Source organism: Mycobacterium sp. IS-1264 (assembly GCF_001954195.1).
In the GTDB taxonomy this organism is placed as follows: Bacteria; Actinomycetota; Actinomycetes; order Mycobacteriales; family Mycobacteriaceae; genus Mycobacterium.
The window spans coordinates 1-18,789 of sequence record NZ_MBES01000074.1 but is presented as its reverse complement, the minus strand read 5'-3'; the positions used below and the strand labels follow the sequence as shown (position 1 = coordinate 18,789).

General features: G+C 67.7%; 20 protein-coding genes. 3 read left to right on the top strand and 17 right to left on the bottom strand.

Features of this window, described 5'->3' with window-relative positions; genetic code table 11:
• Nucleotides 1-56: 56 nt before the first annotated feature.
• From fdhD to A5744_RS18530, 3 genes are read right to left on the bottom strand one after another with little or no spacing between them, the layout of a single operon-like run.
• Nucleotides 57-872, bottom strand: a complete 816-nt coding sequence (gene fdhD / locus A5744_RS18540; protein ID WP_076063494.1) for a formate dehydrogenase accessory sulfurtransferase FdhD — start codon at nucleotides 870-872, stop codon at nucleotides 57-59.
• The gene (locus tag A5744_RS18535; protein WP_170874532.1) at nucleotides 872-3,190 is read right to left on the bottom strand and encodes an FdhF/YdeP family oxidoreductase; all 2,319 of its coding nucleotides are present in this window, start codon (nucleotides 3,188-3,190) and stop codon (nucleotides 872-874) included. Before A5744_RS18535 ends, fdhD begins: the two co-directional genes overlap by 1 nt.
• Before the next feature lie 36 nt (nucleotides 3,191-3,226).
• Complete coding sequence (locus A5744_RS18530) at nucleotides 3,227-4,207, bottom strand: NAD-dependent epimerase/dehydratase family protein (protein WP_076063911.1); 981 nt, start codon at nucleotides 4,205-4,207, stop codon at nucleotides 3,227-3,229.
• Between the two features lie 272 nt (nucleotides 4,208-4,479).
• On the opposite strand from A5744_RS18530, the gene A5744_RS18525 reads away from it, so the two are divergent.
• Nucleotides 4,480-5,235: a GAF and ANTAR domain-containing protein gene (locus A5744_RS18525; RefSeq protein ID WP_076063493.1), complete on the top strand. Its 756-nt coding sequence runs from the start codon at nucleotides 4,480-4,482 to the stop codon at nucleotides 5,233-5,235.
• Between the two features lies 1 nt (nucleotide 5,236).
• Here A5744_RS18525 and A5744_RS18520 read toward each other — a convergent pair whose 3' ends face one another.
• Genes A5744_RS18520 through rplS form a run of 4 tightly spaced genes read right to left on the bottom strand, consistent with a single transcriptional unit; the run spans nucleotide 5,237 to nucleotide 7,619 of the window.
• Nucleotides 5,237-5,542, bottom strand: a complete 306-nt coding sequence (locus A5744_RS18520; protein ID WP_007171389.1) for a DUF2469 domain-containing protein — start codon at nucleotides 5,540-5,542, stop codon at nucleotides 5,237-5,239.
• Nucleotides 5,543-5,598: 56 nt separating this feature from the next.
• The gene (locus A5744_RS18515) at nucleotides 5,599-6,318 is read right to left on the bottom strand and encodes a ribonuclease HII (RefSeq protein WP_076063909.1); all 720 of its coding nucleotides are present in this window, start codon (nucleotides 6,316-6,318) and stop codon (nucleotides 5,599-5,601) included.
• A 14-nt stretch (nucleotides 6,319-6,332) separates the two neighbouring features.
• Nucleotides 6,333-7,223, bottom strand: a complete 891-nt coding sequence (lepB, locus tag A5744_RS18510; protein WP_076063491.1) for a signal peptidase I — start codon at nucleotides 7,221-7,223, stop codon at nucleotides 6,333-6,335.
• 54 nt (nucleotides 7,224-7,277) lie between these two features.
• Nucleotides 7,278-7,619, bottom strand: coding sequence for a 50S ribosomal protein L19 (rplS, locus tag A5744_RS18505; protein WP_076063490.1), 342 nt, complete (start codon nucleotides 7,617-7,619; stop codon nucleotides 7,278-7,280).
• 347 nt (nucleotides 7,620-7,966) lie between these two features.
• Here rplS and A5744_RS18500 point away from each other — a divergent pair, with 347 nt between their 5' ends.
• Nucleotides 7,967-8,938 (top strand): hypothetical protein, encoded by a 972-nt coding sequence (locus tag A5744_RS18500; RefSeq protein WP_076063488.1) that lies wholly within the window; start codon nucleotides 7,967-7,969, stop codon nucleotides 8,936-8,938.
• On the opposite strand, the gene trmD is transcribed toward A5744_RS18500, so the two are convergent.
• From trmD to A5744_RS18460, 8 genes are all read right to left on the bottom strand, one after another.
• Nucleotides 8,935-9,624, bottom strand: a complete 690-nt coding sequence (gene trmD, locus A5744_RS18495; protein WP_076063486.1) for a tRNA (guanosine(37)-N1)-methyltransferase TrmD — start codon at nucleotides 9,622-9,624, stop codon at nucleotides 8,935-8,937. The two genes, A5744_RS18500 and trmD, sit on opposite strands and share 4 nt — an antisense overlap.
• A 2-nt stretch (nucleotides 9,625-9,626) precedes the next feature.
• Nucleotides 9,627-10,163, bottom strand: coding sequence for a ribosome maturation factor RimM (rimM, locus tag A5744_RS18490; protein WP_076063484.1), 537 nt, complete (start codon nucleotides 10,161-10,163; stop codon nucleotides 9,627-9,629).
• Nucleotides 10,164-10,176: 13 nt separating this feature from the next.
• Complete coding sequence (locus A5744_RS18485) at nucleotides 10,177-10,419, bottom strand: RNA-binding protein (RefSeq protein WP_003878715.1); 243 nt, start codon at nucleotides 10,417-10,419, stop codon at nucleotides 10,177-10,179.
• A gap of 5 nt (nucleotides 10,420-10,424) precedes the next feature.
• Entirely contained in the window at nucleotides 10,425-10,988 is a 564-nt protein-coding gene (gene rpsP / locus A5744_RS18480; protein WP_076063483.1) for a 30S ribosomal protein S16, read from the bottom strand.
• Nucleotides 10,989-11,149: 161 nt separating this feature from the next.
• Nucleotides 11,150-11,581, bottom strand: coding sequence for a nuclear transport factor 2 family protein (locus A5744_RS18475; RefSeq protein WP_076063908.1), 432 nt, complete (start codon nucleotides 11,579-11,581; stop codon nucleotides 11,150-11,152).
• A 32-nt stretch (nucleotides 11,582-11,613) separates the two neighbouring features.
• Entirely contained in the window at nucleotides 11,614-12,387 is a 774-nt protein-coding gene (locus A5744_RS18470; protein ID WP_240563105.1) for a prolyl oligopeptidase family serine peptidase, read from the bottom strand.
• Between the two features lie 13 nt (nucleotides 12,388-12,400).
• Nucleotides 12,401-13,132, bottom strand: a complete 732-nt coding sequence (locus A5744_RS18465) for a tryptophan 2,3-dioxygenase family protein (protein ID WP_083662669.1) — start codon at nucleotides 13,130-13,132, stop codon at nucleotides 12,401-12,403.
• 82 nt (nucleotides 13,133-13,214) lie between these two features.
• A complete protein-coding gene (locus tag A5744_RS18460; RefSeq protein WP_076063478.1) occupies nucleotides 13,215-14,600 on the bottom strand; it encodes a hypothetical protein in 1,386 nt (461 codons plus the stop codon).
• A gap of 67 nt (nucleotides 14,601-14,667) precedes the next feature.
• Here A5744_RS18460 and A5744_RS18455 point away from each other — a divergent pair, with 67 nt between their 5' ends.
• A complete protein-coding gene (locus A5744_RS18455; RefSeq protein ID WP_170874531.1) occupies nucleotides 14,668-15,519 on the top strand; it encodes an alpha/beta hydrolase in 852 nt (283 codons plus the stop codon).
• 117 nt (nucleotides 15,520-15,636) lie between these two features.
• On the opposite strand, the gene A5744_RS18450 is transcribed toward A5744_RS18455, so the two are convergent.
• Both A5744_RS18450 and A5744_RS18445 read right to left on the bottom strand, forming a co-directional pair.
• Entirely contained in the window at nucleotides 15,637-16,437 is an 801-nt protein-coding gene (locus A5744_RS18450; RefSeq protein WP_076063474.1) for a class I SAM-dependent methyltransferase, read from the bottom strand.
• 13 nt (nucleotides 16,438-16,450) lie between these two features.
• A partial coding sequence (locus A5744_RS18445; protein ID WP_240563104.1) for a tryptophan 2,3-dioxygenase family protein occupies nucleotides 16,451-18,789 on the bottom strand: 2,339 nt, incomplete at its 5' end.

The following is an 18,789-nucleotide window of genomic DNA, read 5'->3' as shown; positions in this document are numbered from 1 at the left end:
GAGGGCCCGCCGAAACGCGCGGTTATCCCCAGTCCCCGGTCTATCCCCAGGCGGTCTCAGGTGATCCGGTCGGCCCGGGTGTAGACATTCATCGAGTCCTGCCGCAGGAACGCCACCAGCGTGAGGCCGGACTCCTCGGCCAGCGAGACCGCCAGCGATGACGGCGCCGACACCGCGGCGAGCACGGGAATCGCTGCCATCACGGCCTTTTGCGTCAACTCGAACGACGCCCGCCCGCTGACCAGCAGCACCGTCGCGCTCAGCGGTACCCGGTCGTGCTCGAGCGCCCAGCCGATGACCTTGTCGACCGCGTTGTGCCTGCCGATGTCCTCGCGCACGGCCAGCATGGCGCCGTCCACACCGAACAACGCCGCGGCGTGCAGCCCCCCGGTGCTCGCGAAAACCTTTTGCGCGGAGCGGAGTTGGTCCGGCATCGCCTTGAGCGTGGCCGCGGCCACGCTCGCCGGATCCGAGCCGGGGGAAAACCGGCCCATCACCCGCACCGCTTCCAGCGATGCCTTTCCGCAGACCCCGCACGACGACGTGGTGTAGAAGTTACGGGTGACGTCGAGGTCGGGTGGCGCGACGCCGGGGGCCAACGTGACGTCCAGAACGTTGTAGGTGTTTTCGTCGTCATGCCCACCGCAGTAGCGAATGGTCACCACGTCCTCGCGGCGCCCGATGATTCCCTCGGTGAGCAGAAAGCCTTGCGCGAGTTCGATATCCGAGCCGGGCGTGCGCATCGTCACGGTCACCGGGGCGCCGTTGACGCGGATCTCCAACGGCTCCTCGACGGCGAGGGTTTCCGGCCGGGTGGTCGCCCGATCGGCGCTGAGATGCCTGACCCGCCGCCGCGCGGTGACGTGCCCCACTACGTCGCCGGCTCCAACCGGACGATGATCGCCTTGGACACCGGGGTGTTCGACTTGGCCGCGGTGTGATCCAGCGGAACCAACGCGTTGGTCTCCGGGTAGTACGACGCGGCGTTGCCGACCGGGGTCGAATAGCCCACCACCAGAAAATCCTTCGCGCGCCGCTCCTGTAACTGATCGCCGGAGGTCCACTCCGACACCAGGTCGACGCGCTGCCCCTCCTCCAGGCCCAACGCCGAGATATCCAAGGGATTGACGAACACCACGCGACGGCCCCCCTTCACGCCGCGGTAACGGTCGTCGAGCCCGTAGATCGTGGTGTTGTACTGGTCGTGGCTGCGCAGCGTCTGCAGCACCAGTCGGCCCTGGGGCACCGGCACCCACTGCAACGGGTCCGCGGCGAAGTTGGCTTTGCCTGTGCTGGTGCGGAATTCGCGAGCATCGCGGGGCGGGTGCGGCAGCTGGAATCCGTCGGGCTGGCGCACCTTGCGGTTGTAGTCGGCGCAGCCGGGGACCACGGCGGCGATCGCGTCGCGGATGGTGTCGTAGTCGGCCGCGAACCGCTCCCACGGCACCGGATGCGCCGCGCCGAGCAGCCTGCGGGCCAACTGGCAGATGATTTCCACCTCGCTGCGCACCTGGTCGCTCGGCGGGTGCAGGCTGCCACGGGACAGGTGCACCATCGACATCGAATCCTCAACCGAGACAACCTGTTTCCGTCCTCCGCGGATGTCACGGTCGGTGCGGCCGAGCGTCGGCAGGATCAGCGCGGTGCTGCCGTGCACCAGGTGGCTGCGATTGAGTTTGGTCGAAATCTGCACCGTCAGAGCGCAACTGCGTAGGGCCGCCTCGGTGACGGCGGTGTCGGGGGTGGCCGACGCGAAGTTGCCGCCCATGCCCACGAACACCCGGGCCCGCCCGTCGCGCATCGCGCGGATCGCGGCGACGGTGTCGTACCCGTGCTTGCGCGGGCTGCTAATGCCGAATTCGCGGTCCAGGGCGGCCAGGAACTGCTCGGGCATCTTCTCCCAAATGCCCATCGTGCGGTCGCCCTGCACGTTGGAATGCCCGCGCACCGGGCACACTCCGGCACCCGGCTTGCCGATCATGCCGCGCAGCAGCAGCAGATTGGTGATCTCGGCGATGGTGGCCACGGCGTGGGTGTGCTGGGTCAGGCCCATGGCCCAGCACACGACCGTCCGCCGCGACGCCATCAGCATCTCGGCCACGCGGTCGAGCTGCTCCCTCTCCATGCCGCTGGCGGCGAGCACGGTGTCGAAGTCGATTTCCAGCGTCCGGCGCCGGTACTCGTCGAATCCCGCGCAGTGCGCGTCGACAAAAGCACGGTCGATGACGGTTCCCGGGGCGCGGTCGTCGGCCTCGAGCAACAACCTGCCCAGACCAGCGAACAACGCCATGTCGCCGCCGAGTCGGATCTGCACGAATTCGTCGGCGATCGGGACGCCTTGCCCCACCAGCCCGTTCACCTTCTGCGGGTCCTTGAACCGGATCAACCCGGCCTCGGGCAGCGGGTTCACCGCAATGATCTTGGCGCCGTTGGCCTTTGCCTTCTCCAGCACCGAGAGCATCCGCGGGTGATTGGTGCCGGGGTTTTGTCCGGCGATGACGATCAGGTCGGCCTGCTCGACGTCGTCGACGGTGACCGATCCCTTCCCGATGCCGATCGACTCGGTCAGCGCCGAACCCGAGGACTCGTGGCACATGTTGGAGCAGTCGGGCAGGTTGTTCGTGCCGAAACAGCGGACCAGCAGCTGGTAGCAGAAGGCCGCTTCGTTGCTGGTGCGGCCCGACGTGTAGAACACCGCTTGGTCGGGATCCTCCAGCGCCTGGAGCCGTTCGACGATCAACTCATACGCGTCGTCCCAGCCGATCGGCCGGTAGTGATCGTCCCCGGGCCGCAGCACCATGGGCTGGGTGAGGCGTCCCTGCTGGGACAGCCAATACTCGGGCTTGGCCGACAGCTCCGCCACCGAGTGTCGCGCGAAAAACTCCGGCGTGACGGTGCGCTTGGTCGCCTCTTCGGCGACGGCCTTGGCGCCGTTCTCGCAAAACTCGGCCAGCTTGCGCCCGCCCGGCTCCTCCGGCCATGCGCAGCCGGGACAGTCGAAACCGTTGCGCTGATTGAGCCGCGCCAGGGCCGCCGCGGTGCGCAGCGCGCCCATCTGCTCGAGCCCCCGCTGCAGCGAGACCAGCACCGCCCGCATGCCCGCCGCCTCCCGTTTGGGGGGCGCGACGGTCACCGCGTGTTCGTCGTAGTCGGCGGGGATGTCGCCGGACGCCGGACGGTGCAACCTCACGAAATCAAACTACATTGACCCGCTCTCACACCGCCTTCACACCGACCCAGCGAGCTCCGCCAAGGTCTCCGCCGCGGAGTGCACCGGCCGCCAACCGAGTTCCTTTTTCGCCTTGGCGGTGTCCATCACCACCGACGTCCGGGCGACGTGCAGCCACTCCAGCATCGACGGGGCGAACGGCACCCGCGAAATCGCCGCGGACGCCGCCGACGCGGCGGCGGCGGGCACCCGTATCGGCCGGCCCCCGAGCGCCTTCGCCACCTCGGACACCGTCACCAGGCCGTCCGCGGCGATGTTGTACGCGCCTGGCGGCGTCGGAGCGGTGGCCGCGAGTGCGATCGCGGTGGCGACGTCGTCATGGTGGACCAATTGCAACGGGAAACCGGGATCCGGCACAACCGGTTTCAGCGCCGGCACCATCTTGGTCACCGCGCGAATCGGACCGGGCAGCCGGTTCCACGGCATCGCGTCGGCCAGCGCGGGCGCGTTGGGTCCGGCGACGATGCACGGCCGCAGGATGAATACCTCGAGCGACGAGTCCCGGGTGATCTCGGCGAGCAACGCCTCACACGCCGCCTTCTGCGCGGAGTAGTAGTGCTCGGGTGACCCGCGCGGGGGCACGTCTTCGGTGAGCGGGACGGGATTGTCGGAGTGGTAGCCATAGGCCGCGACCGAGGAGGTATACACCAGGCGCCGCGACCGCACGCTGTTGACCGTCGCCTCGAAAACGTTGCGCGCGCCCTGCAGGTTGATGCGCTCGCTCTCCTCGCGCGACCCCATGATGAGGAACGCCAGGTGGACCACCACATCGGCCTGCGCGACCAGCGCGTCGACGGCCTCACGGTCGAGGATGTCGCCCTGCTGGTAGGTGGTCTTCACCCAGCCGCGCGACGACGGGTCGAACGGCCGCCGCGCCATTCCGACGATTTTCTCCACCGCGGGCTCACGCTCCAGCGCCGTCACCGCGGAGATGCCGATTTCGCCCGTCGGCCCGGTCACCGCAACCGTCATTCCCACCACAGGTCTCTTCCCGGGGGAGGGGCAGCCAAACCGTGACCGCGAAAATCGCAGGTTGTCGCCGCGGTTTCCGTGCCGCAAGCCAGTGAGAGCTGCATTTCGATGGGTATACGTACGGGCGGCGCAGCGTCGCATCTGTGGCGCTGACCCGCAGCTGGGGACCGCCGGTACCCCCAGAACGCACACAGCGTGTCGAGCTCGTGTCAGAACCCGATAATCTACGGCCACTGACGCGGGTCGAATAGACGACACCGCCGGAAATGAGGCACAACATGGCAGATGAATCAATGGCCGACGCGGCGCCGCCCGGCGCGGAGAAGGCCGACCCCGCGACCGTCTTCGCGGCGCTTGCCGAAATCATTTACCAGGGCTCGGACGCCTCGCAGATGTACGCGGCCATCTGCGTCGCCGCGACCCTGGCCATCCGCGGCTGCGACCACGCCAGCCTGTTGGTCCGCGAGAACGACCGCTACGTCACCGTCGGCGCCAGCGACCGGCTCGCGCAGCGGATCGACGAGCTGGAACGACGCGCCGGCGACGGCCCGTGCATCGATGCCATCGAGGAGGAAACCCCGCAGATCGACCCCGACCTCACCACACCGTCGCTGTGGCCAAAGCTCGCCTCGGTTCTTGTCGAGGAGACCCCGGTGCGTGGCGCGATGGGCTTCCGGCTGCTGGTCAACAAGCGCAAAGGGGCCGCGCTGAACCTGTTCAGCGACACACCCAACATGTTCGACGCCGAGTCCGCCGGACGGGCGGCGGTGTTGGCGTCGTTCGCCAGCGTGGCCATCAACGCCATCGCCAAGGGCGAGGACGCCGCCAGCCTTCGACGTGGGCTGCTCAGCAACCGCGAAATCGGCAAGGCGGTCGGCATGTTGATGCTGCTGCACGAGATGACCGAGGACGAGGCGTTCGAGCTGCTGCGGCGCCATTCTCAGGCGCTGAACATCAAGCTCGCGGAAGTGGCTCGGGCGGTCATCGAAAACCGCGGTCAGCTGCCATCCAACGGCCAGACAGGTCCAGATTGAGCTATTCGGGCAGCCGCAGTTCGGGCTTTTCGACCTCTTCGATGTTGACGTCCTTGAAGGTGACCACACGCACCTGCTTGACGAACCGCGCGGGACGGTACATGTCCCACACCCACGCGTCGGATAGCCGCAGCTCAAAGTAGACCTCGCCGTCGGCGTTGCGCGGCACCATCTCCACGCTGTTGGCCAGATAGAAGCGCCGCTCGGTTTCCACCACGTAGCTGAACTGACCGACGATGTCCTTGTATTCGCGGTAGAGCGAGAGCTCCATCTCGGTTTCGTACTTTTCGAGATCCTCAGCACTCATCTGCGACTCATCTACTCAGACGTCCTTTTCCCGGCAATCCTGGTCCCCATCTTTCCTCACGAATATTCGCCGCCCAAGTCCGGTAGGTCCGGTTTACACTCCGCCACCACCCGGCCGTTTGACCCGTTCGCCACCCGGCGCACGTTGATGAACGAGTAGCGGTGCTCGGCGCACGGACCCAGCCGGTTCAGCGCCAGGCTGTGCGCGGGCGTGCCGTAGCCCTTGTGCTCGGCGAACCCGTAGCCGGGGTGCACGGCGTCCATCGCGACCATCAGCCGGTCGCGGCTGACTTTCGCCAGCACGCTGGCCGCGGCGATACAGGCGGCGGCCGCGTCCCCGCCGACCACCGGCAGCGACGGCATCGGCAGCCCGGGCACCCGAAAACCGTCGCTCAGCACATAGCCCGGACGCACCGACAGACCGGCGACGGCGCGGCGCATGCCCTCGATGTTGGCCATGTGCACGCCGCGCCGGTCCACTTCGACCGACGGGATGAACACCACGTGGTAGGCCACGGCGTAGCGGCAGATCAGGGGAAACAGCTTCTCCCGCACCTTTTCCGTGAGCTTTTTCGAATCGTCAAGCGCGGCAAGGCTTTCCAGCCGGTTCGGCCCCAGCACGCAGGCCGCCACCACCAGCGGGCCCGCGCAGGCGCCCCGGCCGACCTCGTCGACCCCGGCCACCGGCCCCAGGCCGCTGCGGTGCAGCGCCGACTCCAGGGTTCGCAACCCCGACGACTTGCGGATCACCGTCCGCGGCGGCCAGGTCCGAGTCATATTCGGAGCCATGGCTACTGACTCTGTTGGGGGTTCACCGAACCCACACCGCCCCATCGTGACGGCGGCCAGACGATGAACCTGGCCTTGCCGATGACATTGGGTACCGGCACCGTCCCCGACATCGGGTCACCGGTGCACAGCACCCCCCGAAGCGCGTCGGCCGGAACGCTGGTGCAGTGGGCGCGCGAGTCCGCCGAGTGCGTGCGGTTGTCCCCCATCACCCACAGCCGGCCCTGCGGGACGGTGACCGGCCCGAACTCGCTGCCCAGGCATGGGTACACCGACGGGTCGGCCATCATCGTGGACGGATCCAGGTATGGCTCCTTGAGCGGTTTGCCGTTAACCGTCAACCCGGTGTCGGCCCGGCACTGCACCGTTTGCCCCCCGACCGCGATGACGCGCTTGACCAGGTCGTTCTCGTCGGGCGGCACGAAACCGATGAACGACAACGCGTTCTGGACCATGCGCAGCGCGGCGTTGGGAGAACGGATCGACTTGTAGCCGACGTTCCACGACGGCGGTCCCTTGAAGACGATGACGTCGCCGGGGTGCGGCGCGCCGAAGCGGTAGCTGAGCTTGTCCACCATGATGCGGTCACCGACGCAGCCCGTGCAGCCGTGCAGCGTCGGTTCCATGGATTCCGACGGGATCAGGTAGGGGCGCGCCACGAACGTCAACATCACGTAGTAGAGGACGATCGCGATCACCGCCAGGATCGCGAGTTCGCGCAACGCCGACTTCTTCTTCGGCTCCGGCTCGACCGCCTCGGGCGGCAAGGGGGGCTTTGGTGCCGCCGGGGGCTCGAGCCCGTCGGCGGGCGCCTCCGGGTCGCGGGTGGAGACCTTCGGCTCTGACTGACCAGGGTCGGACTGGGGCTCGGGTGCGTCCGGGGTATCGGTCACGAGATCAGCGTAGCCAGCGCGGATTGCGGCTTTGGCAGACCTGGGCGCACCGGGTCAGCGCTTCTCTTTGATCTTGGCCTTCTTGCCGCGGAGTTCACGCAGGTAGTACAGCTTGGCGCGGCGGACGTCGCCACGGGTCACCACCTCGATGTGGTCGATGTTCGGCGAATGCACCGGGAAAGTCCGCTCGACGCCGACGCCATAGCTCTCCTTGCGCACGGTGAACGTCTCGCGGATGCCGCCGCCCTGCCGGCGGATGACCACGCCCTTGAATACCTGGATGCGCTCCTTGGCGCCCTCGATCACCTTGACGTGCACGTTGATGGTGTCGCCCGGGCCGAAGACCGGGAGGTCGTCGCGCAGCGACGCCTGGTCGACGAAGTCCAGCCTGTTCATGGTGAGAAGACACTTCCTCGGGGTCGCGGCCTGGGGCAGCTGCCCACACGTGTGAGCCGGCCGCCAAGCCGATGGGTGTTCGGGCTTCCGGGCGTATCTCGCAGCGGGCGGGAAAGGTCCGGGCCGCTGATGGCTGCGAGACAACTGGTCAATTGTGCCAGACGGTTCGCGTGCATTGAAAATCACAGGTAAACCCGCGGTTCACAACGCGCCGAAATCGCTGGTGAATGGTACACATGACTCGGGTCAAAACGCGCTAGTCGAACCGCAACCTCAGCGTGATGCCCGGGCAGACGGCGATGCGGCCCGCCCACACGAACGTTTTCCCAGACGTCCGGAGGAGACCGATGCGCGCACGGCCGCTCACTGTGCTCACCGCCCTGGCGGCGGTGACACTGGTGATCGCCGGGTGCGACGAGGCAATCGTCGCGGCGAAGGTCTCCACGAAGGCGGCCAGCCGGCCGGCATACAGCACACCCGATCGCCCGGCGCAGCCCCCGCAGCAAGCCGAACTCATGCGGGACGTCGGCTCGATGCCGGCGCCACCGCGGGCGCTGCCCGGCTCCGGGTTCGACGGACTGCAGGCGCGGATCCAGCAGGCGAACGACGAAGCCGCCGCCGCCGGCGCCGCCCTGTCGGTGGCCATCCTCGACCGCAAGACCCATCAACTGGTCTCCAGCGGCAACACTCAGATCGTCGGCACCGCATCGGTGGCCAAGCTGTTCATCGCCGACGATCTGCTACTGGCCGAATCCGAGGGCAAGACCGTCCTGTCCCCGGACGACCGCCAGGCGCTGGACGTGATGTTGCAGTCCTCCGACGACGGCGCCGCCGAGAAATTCTGGGGCCAGGGCGGCGGGGACGCCATCATCACCCAGGTCGCGGGCCGCTACGGACTTTCGTCGACCACCCCGCCCAGCGACGGGCGCTGGTGGAACACGATGAGCTCGCTGACGGACCTGGTCCACTACTACGACGTCCTGCTCGACGGCTCGGGCGGGTTACCGGCCGAGCGCGCCAAGATCATCGTCAACGATCTGGCGCAGTCCACCCCGAACGGAATCGACGGCTACCCACAGCGATTCGGTATTCCCGAGGGTCTGTACGCCGAATCGGTGGCGGTCAAGCAGGGCTGGATGTGCTGTATCGGCAGCGCATGGGTGCATCTGTCGACCGGAGTGATCGGCGCGGACCACCGCTACGTCATGGTGGTTCAGTCGCTGCAGACATCCGATGACACCACCGCGCGCGACACGATCACCCGTGCGGTCAAGACGATATTTCCCAACGGGCGAATCGGATCCACCCGCACCGATTAGTCGCCGGACAGGTCGGGCCGGCGCTCCCGGGTCCACTGCTGCGAAACCTCGCGACGCCAGGCGGCGACGCGCGCATGATCGCCGGACAGCAGGACGTCGGGAACGTCGAGGCCACGCCAGCTCGGTGGCCGGGTATAGCTCGGCCCCTCCAAGAGCCCCTCGAGTTGCGGCGAATGCGAATCCTCGCGGTGTGACGCGGGATTGCCCAGGACGCCGGTCAGCAGCCGCAACGCCGCTTCGATCATCACGACGGCCGCCGACTCGCCGCCCGGCAGCACATAGTCGCCGATCGAGACTTCTTCGACCCGCATCCGGCGGCCGGCATCCTCGACGACCCGCTGGTCGATGCCTTCGTAGCGGCCGCAGGCGAACACCAGGTGCGCCTCGCCGCTCCAGCGTTGCGCGGTGGCCTGCTTGAACAATGTGCCCGCGGGGGTGGGGACGACCAATAGTGTGTCGTCAGAACAGATTTCGTCGAGCGCTTCGCCCCACACGGGCGCCTTCATCACCATGCCCGGACCGCCGCCGTAGGGCGCGTCGTCGACCGAACGATGCACATCGTGGGTCCACCGCCGCAGATCGTGCACCCGCAGGTCGACCAGACCCGACTCGATCGCCTTGCCCGGCAACGACTGTCGCAGCGGGTCGAGATACGCCGGGAAGATCGTCACCACATCGATGCGCATGACTACCCCAGCTCCAGCAGGCCCTCGGGCGGGTCGATCTCGACGACACCTGTGCCCGGGCCGTCGTTCACCGACACCGACGTGACGATCGCGCCGACGAACGGCACCAACACTTCCCCGTCGTCATCCCGTCGTACCGCCAACAACTCGCCCGCCGCCGTGTGCAGCACCTCGGTAACGACGCCGACGTCGTGCCCCGTCGTCGTCCGGACGCGCAGGCCCTCGAGCTGATGGTCGTAGTAGGTGTCCGGCTCGTCGATCGGCGGCAGGTCGTCGGAATCCACCACGAACAGGTTGCCGCGCAACGCCTCGGCGGCGTCACGGTCGTCCACGCCGGTCAACCGCACGAGCAGCCGTCCGCCGTGCTCTCGGACGTCGGCGACGACATAGCTGCGCTCGGGGCCGTCGCCTCGAGATTGCCTGGCGCGCAACGTAACACCGGGCGCAAACCGGGCGGCGGGATCGTCGGTGTGGACCTCCACCACCACCTCACCGCCGATGCCGTGCGCTTTGACGACGCGCCCGACGAGCAGCTCCATGAGCAGCGCTGCCCTACTGGTCGGTGTCCACCACGTCGACGCGGATACCGCGGCCACCGATGCCGGCGACCAGCGTGCGCAATGCGGTCGCGGTCCGTCCCCCCCGACCGATCACCTTGCCCAGGTCGTCGGGATGAACGTGTACTTCGACGGTTCGGCCGCGCCGACTGGTCACCATGTCCACCCGAACATCGTCGGGGTTGTCGACGATCCCGCGGACCAGATGCTCGACGGCATCCACGACGACGGTGCTCACGTCAGTCAGCTTTCGGTGGTCGGTTCGGACTGCTCGCCGCCGCCCTCGGCCGGCGCCTGAGCCTTCTCGGCTTCGGGGCTGGCTTCGGCGCTGGGCTCAGCGCTCGTCTCGGGAGCGGCCTCGGCGGCGGGCTCAGCGCTCGTCTCGGGCGCGGGCTCGGCGGCCTTGGCGGCCTTCTTGGCCGGGGCCTTCTTCTTCGGCTTCGCGGCCTCGGTGGTGGGTTCGCCCTCGGCGGCGGCCAACGCGGCGTTGAACAGCTCGAGCTTGCTGGGCTTGGCCGGCTTGACCTTCAGGCGACCCTCCGCGCCGGGCAGCCCCTTGAACTTCTGCCAGTCGCCGGTGATCTTCAGGAGTTTGAGCACGGGCTCGGTGGGCTGGGCGCCCACGGAAAGCCAGTACTGGGCACGCTCGGAGTTGATCTCGATGAGGCTCGGGTCTTCCTTCGGGTGGTAGCGGCCGATTACCTCGATCGAGCGGCCGTCGCGCCGCGTGCGTGCGTCGGCGACGGCGATTCGGTACTGGGGATTGCGGATTTTGCCAAGCCGAGTGAGCTTGATCTTCACAGCCATGGTTAAGCGAGTTCTCCTGTGTGTGTCACGCTGCAATTCAGCGAGCCGGGCGGACTGCCCGGATCCGGTTTTGCCTCGCGTGTGTGACCGCCCAACGGCCGTAGTCGCGGGGCGGACAGCCGCCCATTGTGCCAGAACGCGGTCCCCCGGCGGAAATTCGCCTACATCACCTTCTGGAAGGTCTTGGTCTCCACCCGGCGCGTCATCCGCCAGCCCTCGGGGGTGCGCACAAACTCGTCGTCGTACCACAGGCCGCAAAACAGCACCTGCTCTTGTTTTGTTTGGGGGTCGCCGGGCAGCACCATCGGGTTGAAGCAGATCACCCGAGACGACGCGGTGTCCCCGTCGATGCGCACCGAGAAGTTGCCGAGCATGTGCGCATACACCGGGAAGGTCGGCAACACTTCGGACAGCCACTTCTTCACCTCGGGGTAGCGGCCATCGATGCCGCCGAGCTCGCGGTAGTCGATGTACGCGTCGGGGGTGAAGACCTTGTCCAAATCGTCGAAGCGGCGGTTGTCGATGGCGGTGGAATAGTCCACCAGCAGCTGCTGGATCTCGAGGCGGTCGGAAATTTCGGCCAGGCTCAACATGCCTTGATTCAACACCGGAGCCCGACGGCCAGCTACGCGAGATCGATGACCGCCGCACGGCACGCCGCCCACGCGGGCGAGGCCACATCGATCAGCGCGTAGTGATCGGTGCCGGGGAGCGTCAGCAGCCGGGAGTCGTCGCCGGCGTGCCGAGCCGCCGCGACGAAGCGTTGCGACTGCCCCAGTGGCACGTCGCCGTCGTCGGTGCCGTGCACGCAAACCGAAGGAACGCCCATCGGAAGCAGTGCGCTGGGGCTGGCCAGCGAGCGGTCAGCGTCGCTCCCGGGACCGAGGAAGTCGCGAACCGCTCCGGCGCCCAGGTCCTCCTCCAGCGCCAGCGCCAGGTCCAGGACCCCCGCCTGGCTGACGAAACCGGTCAGCGGCACGAGGGGCGAGGCCCCGGGCGCGCCGGCGGGCAGCGACCCCCGGCCGGCCAGCCAGCCGGCAAGCTGACCGCCCGCGGAGTGCCCGATCGCGACCACCCGCGACAGGTCGAGGCGGCCCGCCGCCAGGTTCTGGCCGGTCGCGGCCAGCAGGTCGACTGCGGCGGCGACGTCGAGGCAGGTGGCCGGCCAGCCACCGCCCCCGCGATCCGGGTCCTCGCCCACCCTGCGGTATTCGATGTTCCAGGCGGCGAAGCCGTGCCGCGCGAGATCCTCGGCCAGCTCGGAGGCCAGGTCGGCGCCGTAGGCCGTCCGCCAGAACCCGCCGTGGACGACGACGGCAACCGGCCAGGGACCCGGGCCGTCGGGAAGGCTGAGCACGCCGTACTGGCTCGGATGGGTGCCATAGCGCACGAGCGTCACGCGCAAACGTGTCCTACGACGGGCGGGGAGTCCCGTCCAGGCAATCGATCAGGTAGCTGACCCCGGCCGAGCCCCCGGTGCCCGGGCCGTCCCCGATGAAACGGCGGACCGCGTCCACGTGGCCGAGCCGCCAGCGGGTGAGGCCGGCGATGAACACGTCGAGCTGCGCGTTCAAGTGCAGTTTCTGCCGGCGGCTAGCGCTGTCGCCGGCGCGCCGATCGGCGGTGATCTCCAGCAGCCCCGCCACGGGAGCGTGGTCCGCGCCCGTCAGCAAGGTCGCGAGCTGAGGGGACTGTGCCGCGCTCACGCCCTGTAAGTGCGGCCGGAACCGGTGGAAGTCGTCCACCGCGAGATGTTCCAGGGCGCCCTGCGTCGTGAGCGTCAGCTCCAGCACGGCGTTGGCACGCTTCAAGCGATCGATCGCCTTGTCGAAGTCCCCCCGGCGAGCGGCCTCGAGCGCGACCTCGAGGTCCGCGAGGATCTGCGAAACCCACAGCTCAGAGACTTGGTGGATGATCAGGAAGAATCTCTCGTCGCCCCAGGCGGCGGGGTCGCCGTCGGCGAACAAAGGCCGGACGGCGTCGAGCAGGCCGTCGAGGTGCAGGTAATCAGCGTAGGTGAGCCTCTTGCCCCCGGCAGTTCGCTCGGCCTCGCCGCCGTCATGGTCCGAAAGACCACTGGCCGGGCATACCGCGGGAATTACGTTCACCGAACCGGCATGCGTAGCCCACCCGTTACTCCCCATGTCTGGCACCGTACCCGAGCATTTGCCCGCCGGGGCCGTATTCCGCGATGTCGTTGTCTGGCTCGACCCAGAGCGAAAGCGCTCAGGGGCCCCCTGCGCGCAGACCCTCAACCCCCGTGGCTCGGGCCATTTTGGGGCGCCGGTTTGCTGCGACGAGCCGCATCAGGAACGAGGGCTGCATTAGCCGGCCCGGTGGGTCGACAAAGTGCTGCACCCGCAGGAGCGCTTCGGTGACCGCCGGATCGTTGGCTGCGGCTGCCTGCACCTTCTCCGAGTGCCAGTTCATCAAGCGCCGTAGCGCCCGACGCCAACCATCTGCGTGTGACACGGCGAAATCGTTGAGACGGTTCCCCCGCCAAACGGGGGCGATCTGCTTGGCAGCCGCCTTGAAGAATCGCCGACTGAGGTCGCCGTCGCGATCGGCCAGGCAGTCTCGAAGCGCGACGGCCTGCAGCGCAGCCATGGTCATGCCCTGCATGTACACCGGGTTGAAGCTGCAGATCGCGTCGCCGATCACCAGCAGCCCCGCCGGGAATTGGCGCAGTTTGTCATAGCGCCGCCAGGTGCTGGCCGGGTATCGCTGCGCGGACACCGCACCGAGCGGCTCGGCGGCCCGCAGCGCGTCGATCAGAAAGGGCGGCGCGAATTCCGCGGCGCAGTCGATGATGCCGGGCAGGTCGTCGGGCAGTTCGTAGCCGTCGATGCCGAACAGGGTCAAAATCCAGGTGCCATGCTCGTAGGCCACCACCACCACGCCGACCGGTCGGTCGGGCGTGAGGCCCACCGAGATGGCGTTCTCGTCGAGCATGCCCGGGGGAATGCGCAGAAATTGGCTGGCGTAGCTCAGCTGCACCGGGTAGCGCTGCTCGACGGGTCGCTCGTAGCCCAGGTTGTCGAGGAACGCCGGCATGCGCGCGGCCCGGCCCGTCGCATCGACCACCATGTCGGCATCCAGCACGGTTTCCGCACCGGTGTCACGGTTGACCACGCGAACGCCGGTCACCCGATGGGCCTGGCCCGCGATCGGCTCGACGACGTCATGGGCCTCCAAAAACGTCAGGTTCGCGAGGGCGCGGACACGTCGCCTGACGTGGGCCTCCAAAAAGGGCCGGCTCGGTTGATAGATGAAAAGCGCTGCCGGGTCGGCAAATTCGCCGGAGAAGTCGAGCTCGTGCCGGCCCAACTGAACATAGGCACGCGATTGGTCGTTGTCGAGGACGATGGCGCCATCGGCGACAAGTTCGTCGAGCAGGCCGGGGAACAGCTCGCTCAGGGCTCTCGACCCGGTGCTCAGTAGCGCATGAAAGTGCCGTCCCTGGGGCACGCCTCGGCGCTGCTCGGCGCCGTCGGGCAGCCGGTCGCGCTCGACAAGCGTCACCGTTTCGTAAAAGTCCGATAGCACTCGAGCGGCCAGCAGCCCGGCCATACTCGCGCCGCAGACAACGGCTCGCTGTCCGAGCTTGCTCATCGCCGCTCCCCTCCTTCCACGCAAGTATGGCTTCTGTATGGCCTCTGTATGGCATAGAAGTAGAACAATGGGCGAGGCAATTCGGCTGACGGACGGGCGCACGATCGGATACGCCGAGTACGGCAACCGAGACGGGCAGGCGCTGTTCTACTTTCACGGCGATCCCGGTTCTCGGCTCGAGGCAAGGTTTTTGGCGCGGGCCGCCGAGGACGCCGGCGTTCGGCTGCTCGGCGTGGATCGCCCGGGCATGGGGCTCTCGACCTATCAACCCCGGCGCCGGCTGCTCGACTGGCCCGACGATGTGGCCGAGCTTGCCGACCGGCTGAGTATCGAGCGGTTCTCGGTCGTCGGGGTCGCCAGCGGTGGACCCCACGCGGCGGCGTGCGCCTACCGGATTCCGGGCCGGCTCAACGCCTGCGGCCTGGTCTCCCCCCTCGGCCCCTTCGGTCCGGCCAGGGCCCTGTTGTCCAGGTCGATACCGTGGGTCGTCACCCCGCTGACGTCTCGCTTGTTCGCCGACGCCGAGCGTGGTCAGCGACGGCTGCGGCGCCTGGCGCGCGGCTGGGTCGAACCGGACCGGCTGGTCCTCGACCAACCCGGGGTCGCCGAGCTCATGGCCGCCGTGCTGGCCGACGCGTTCCGGCAAGGCCCGCGCGGCCCCGCCCGCGAGGGCGCGATATTCGGGCACCCGTGGGGTTTCTCGTGGCGCGACATCGAAATGTCCGAGGTCTACCTCTGGCACGGCGAGCTCGACCGCTCGGTGCCGATCGGCGTGGCCCGCGCGGTCGCTGCCGAGCTACCGCACTGCACGGCCACCTACTACCCCGACGAGGGACACATCTCCCTGATCGTCAATCGCGCCGGCGACCTTGTGGCCGCCCTCACCGGTGGCGGATCACACGAAGGCGGCGCGCAGTAGACCCCGAGTCGGCTCCAACTTCCGTCGCAGCCCGTGATTCCTTGCGTAGCTGGGTTATTCGTCGGTGAGCGCCGTGCGCACCAGGGTGGGGGTTGGCTGTGCTCGAACTGTTCGAGTTCACCGGGACCGCGGTTCGTGATCCCGGTGACGATTGCCGGGTTGCCGTGCGCGACTCGCAACCACCACCATCGCGCCCCGCGCGCGGCGGAATTCGACGTTAATCGCCGGGTCCGCATCGTGGGCGAGCGCACGTAGCGCCGACAGGCTATAGGCGCGTAGTGCGCTGATTACCTCGTCGTGTATTAGCGGCAATAGCGCAGCAAACGGCAGCGTCAGTGCCAGCATCATCAAGTGGACCGGTGCTGACGGCCTGTGGGCGTCAATGATCAACAACTTGTCTGCAGCGCGGGTCCCTTCGGCGAACACCCGGGAGGCCAGTGCAGGCGGCAAGTGATGCAACGACAACGCAAACACTGCGAGGTCGTACTCCCCGTCTTGCGCGTCGATTGCCGTGGCATCCATTTCGCGCACCGTGGCGCGGGGGTGACTGCCGACGTCACTGGCGGCGATGGCCGCCACAAACGTGGGATCGATGTCGGTCACTGTGACCTGAGCGGTGGGATGAATCTCCAGCAGCTTGCGGGACAGCCCGCCGTGACCGGACCCGAGTTCTAAGACCTTGGGAGAGGAGATATCGGCCACCTCATCAAGCGCCATACGGGCGCCCGTCGTGTGCAGGGCAAACAACCGTTCGACCCTGTCAAGCGAGCGAATCACCCTGCGCTTAAGTTTGTCGACATCGTCGCGATCCAGGTATTCCAGCCGGTTGGTCTGCAACCGCCGGTCCAGCCAGGAGGCGTCAGGCCCGCCCCGGGGCATGGTCGCGATGTCGCGAGCCGGCTCGTCGATGTTCGCCATGGTGGGTGCCTCCTTATGATGGGCGGCTTGCCTCGATCAATTGATCGATCAGGTAGTCGACGCCGGCGCTGCCGCCGGTGCCTCGGTTTCCGCCAATGAAGCGGCGGACTGCGTCCACGTGAGCCAGCCGCCACCGCGTCAGGCCGGCGATGAACACATCGAGCTGCGCGCCCAGTTGCAGTTTCTTTCGGCGGTCGCCGCCGTCGTCGTCGCGCCGATCGGCGGCAATCTCGAGGAGGCCCTTCACCGGAGCGTGTCGAACGCCCCGCAGCAAGATTTCGAATTGCGCCGACTGTGCCGCGCTCACACCCTGTAATCGAGGCCGGAACCGATGGAAGTCATCCACCGCAAGATGTTGTAGGGCACCCTGTGTCGTCAACACCAGTTCGAGCACGGCGTTGGCACGCTTCAAGCGTTCGATCGCCCTGTCGAAGTCCGCCAGGCGGGCGGCCTCCAGCGCGACCTCGAGATCGGCGAGGATCTGCGAAACCCACAGTTCGGAGGTTTGGTGGATGATCAGGAAGTATCTTTCGTCGCCCCAAGCGCAACGGTCGCCGTCTGCGAACAAGGGCCGCACGGCGTCGAGCAGTTGGTCGAGGTGCAGGTAATCGTCGTAGCGCAGCCTGCTCGTATCTCCCGGCTTCGGTTCGGCCGCGATGTCGGCAGGAGCCAAGCCTCCCCCACCGCTTCGCACATGCGCGCAGATGCCGCCGAGGGCGTCAAACCACAACCGGCTGAGCTGGGTGACCTGCTCGCGATCCAGGGCCGATGGCGCCCACGTCCACTGGACGTGCAGTTGCGGGCCGGCGTCGGTGTCGACGGTGATGGCGTTGACGGCCGCGGTGTGCGCCAGCGGCATGGCGCGGCCGGCGGCGCCGCTGTCGGTGAACGACGATCCCCAATAGCCGATCCGCCAGACTTCACCATCGGCCGAAGCATCGAGCACCGGTACACCCAGGCGTCCCAGGTAGTTGAACCCGATCGGCGGGTCGGGCCCGGCCAGATCAACATCGGTGTTCAGATAGCGCAGCAGCCCATAGGTCAGGGGCTGGGGTAGCGCACGAAGTTGCGCTGTAGCGTCCTTGATCACCAGGCCCAGTGCTGATTCGCCGGCCGTCACGTGTGTCCAAGGCAGCCCGCCGACCGTCAACGACACCGGGGATTTGGTGGTGAACCACCCCACGGTGCGCGACAGGTCAACATCGGGGGCCAGCTCCTCGTCGCGTCCGTGGCCCTCGACGTCGATGCCGATCGGGGTGTCGCCGGTGCCCAAAAACTCCGCCCACGCCAAGGCGAACGCGATCAGCAGGATCTCGTGCACCCCGGCATCACACCCGACGGGCACCTCGCCGAGCAGCGTGCGGGTGGTCTCGACATCCAGCGACGCCTCCATGTGCTCAGCCGTGACAAACGTATCGACGTCGGGGTGAACCGCGGGCAGCGCGGGAGGGATCGCCACGACCTCCCTCCAGGCGTCCGCTTGGCCCACGACTTCCGGGCAGCGCGCGTACTCGGCCAGCAGCGACGCCCAGCGGGCAAACGATGTCCCCGCCGCGGGCAATACCACTTGCCGGCCCACCCGGTGTTGACTCCAGGCGGTGTTGAGGTCATCCAGCAATATCCGCCACGACACCACGTCGACGGCCAGATGATTCACGATCAGCGCCAATTGGCGGGTGGAAGCGACCCACAGCGCGCTGAGTACCGCCCCGGCGGCCGGATTCAACCGAGATTGCGCCTCCGCCAGCGCCTCGTCGGACCACACGTCCACCGAGTGCAGGCAATCGCTCGCATCCACCGAGCCCGCGCCGGGCACCTCCAGAGACCAGCCGCCAGCGACGTCGTCGTCGACCCGGAGCCGCAGCATGGCATGCCGATCCAGCAAGGCCTGCAGCATGACCACCACGTCGGCCTCGCTGACCCCCGAGGGGGCCTGCAACAACGCCATCAGATTGAACTGCTCAACCGGGCCGTGAACACTTTGCAGCCAACGCATGATCGGGGTAGCCAACACCGGCCCGACACCCTCGTCGATCGGGCCGGCCGCACCGTCGGCAATTCCAACCACCCGGGCCAGCCGGGCCACCGTCTGCTCGACGAAAATATCGCGCGGCCTGCACATCAGGCCGGCGGCACGGGCCTGCGCCACCACCTGCATCGACGAAATGCTGTCTCCGCCGAGGTCGAAGAAGGAGTCGTCGATGCTGACGTGGTCGTGTCCGAGTGTGTGGGCGTAGATGGCGGCCAGGATTTGTTCGGTGGGGGTGGTGGGGGCGCGGTAGGCGCTGGTGGTGTAGCAATCTCGGTTGAATCCGGCCGCCGGGGCGGTACTCAGCGCGCTGTGGGTCCTGT